Here is a 1,826-nt window from a genome sequence, read left to right on the forward strand (position 1 = left end):
GATGCTCACCAGGCGGGGGCGGCTGCTCGCGGACGCCGTCGTGCGGCGCCTGCTCGAGGAGTGAGGCTCAGCTCACGAACTTGATCGTGAGCGGGTAGCTGTAGAGCTGGCCCTGGTTGGCCTTCACCGCGGCGATGATGCTGAAGACGATCACGAGCACCCACACGGCGATCAGGATGAAGATGCCGATCACGATGAACGTCGTCACGATGCCGACCACGTAGGCGATGGCCATCGTGATCTGGAAGTTCAGCGCGGTCGCGGTGTGCTCGCGCACGAAGGGCCCCTTGTCCTTGAGGATCAGGTAGCCCAGCAGCGCCGGCACGAAGCTGAAGAAGATGCCGCCGATGTGCACGAGCGTCGACCAGAGCTTCTCATCGCTCGGGCTGAGCTGCTGGCTCTGCCCGTAGGGGTTCTGCGGCGGTGCGGGCGGCCCCTGCGGTGGCGGCGGCGGCGGTCCCTGCGGCGGCGGGGGAGGCGGGGTCTGGTCGGACATGGCGGTCTCCTTCTCCGGGCTCGTCCGTTCGGCGAGACTCGTTCGGGTTCATGCTGGCACAGCAACGCCCGCCGCGGGAATAGGCGCTCCCGCGACGGGCGGATCGATCTTGCCGGCGTGCGCCTACTTGATGAGGCGGATGGCGAACGGGTAGCGGTAGTGCTTGCCGTCCTTGGCCTGGAGGAACGCGATGATCGAGAAGACGACGCCCACGATCCAGACGACCCACATGAGCAGCGCACCGATGAAGACGACCACGAGGATGGCCGAGATGATGTAGCCGAAGACGAGGGTGATCTGGAAGTTCAGCGCCTCCTTCGCCTCGGTGTTGGTGAACGCGCCGCGGTCCTTGAAGACGAGCCAGATGATGAGCGACGGCAGGAAGCCGAGCACGCCGCCGAGGTGGGCGAACGAGCCCCACTGCACGTCCTGCTCGGGCGTCAGCGGCGGCGCGGCGTGCGTGGCGGGGGTGGGCGTCGCCGGTGCGGCGGGCGGAGGCGGCGTCTGCCCCGTCGGATCCGAGGGCTGGACGTTGGGGTCGGTCATGTGCGTGCCTTTCAGGGGGGGTTCAGAAGGGGTGAACCGCGACTGCAGCAGGGAAGGTGCAGGCAAGGTGCCTCGCGGGGTACCCATACGGTAGCGCTGCGCCGTGCGGCCCGGCAACGGTGCTGACCCTGATTCTCGCGGTAGGATTGGCACTCAGTCAGAACGAGTGCTAAGCGGTGAGGGAAGCGAGGACCATGGTCTCCGAACGCAGTCTCGCAGTGCTCCGCGCCATCGTGCAGGACTACGTCGCATCCCGCGAGCCGGTGGGTTCGAAGACGATCGTCGAGCGCCACTCCTTCGGCGTGTCCGCCGCCACGATCCGCAACGACATGGCCCTCCTCGAGGAGGAGGAGCTCATCGCGGCGCCGCACACCTCGTCGGGTCGCATCCCCACCGACAAGGGCTATCGCGTCTTCGTCGACCAGCTCACCGACGTGCGTCCGCTGAGCCAGGCGCAGCGCCAGGCCATCGAGACCTTCCTCGGCGAATCGAGCGACCTCGACGAGTTGCTCGCGCGCACGGTCCGGCTCATCGCCCAGCTGACCAAGCAGCTCGCCGTGGTGCAGTACCCCTCGTTCGGCAGCGCCCGCGTGCGGCACGTCGAGCTGGTGTCCCTCGCCCCCGACCGCGTGCTCGGCATCCTCATCGCCGACTCAGGGCAGGTGGAGCAGCGCCTCGTCGCGCTCGACGAGCCCGTCGACGACGAGACCCTCTCCGCGCTGCGGGTGCGACTGAACGACCTGGCCGGCGGACGGACGATGGCGGATGCCGCGGACGCCCTGTC

General features: G+C 68.2%; 3 protein-coding genes. 1 reads left to right on the forward strand and 2 read right to left on the reverse strand.

Features of this window, described 5'->3' with window-relative positions:
• Window positions 1–67: 67 nt before the first annotated feature.
• A complete protein-coding gene (locus tag AC1DY2_RS19310) occupies window positions 68–496 on the reverse strand; it encodes a DUF4870 domain-containing protein (RefSeq protein ID WP_476763882.1) in 429 nt (142 codons plus the stop codon).
• Window positions 497–619: 123 nt separating this feature from the next.
• Entirely contained in the window at window positions 620–1,042 is a 423-nt protein-coding gene (locus AC1DY2_RS19315) for a DUF4870 domain-containing protein (RefSeq protein ID WP_476763883.1), read from the reverse strand.
• Window positions 1,043–1,236: 194 nt separating this feature from the next.
• On the opposite strand from AC1DY2_RS19315, the gene hrcA reads away from it, so the two are divergent.
• A partial coding sequence (hrcA, locus tag AC1DY2_RS19320; RefSeq protein WP_476763884.1) for a heat-inducible transcriptional repressor HrcA occupies window positions 1,237–1,826 on the forward strand: 590 nt, incomplete at its 3' end.

The sequence above is a fragment of the Agromyces sp. P1_H4 genome, from assembly GCF_056405255.1.

What these genes read in the sequence shown, in the direction of transcription:
- AC1DY2_RS19315 (WP_476763883.1), bottom strand. Translation starts at nt 1,042, where the DNA reads ATGACCGACCCCAACGTCCAGCCCTCGGATCCGACGGGGCAGACGCCG.
- AC1DY2_RS19310 (WP_476763882.1), bottom strand. Translation starts at nt 496, where the DNA reads ATGTCCGACCAGACCCCGCCTCCCCCGCCGCCGCAGGGACCGCCGCCG.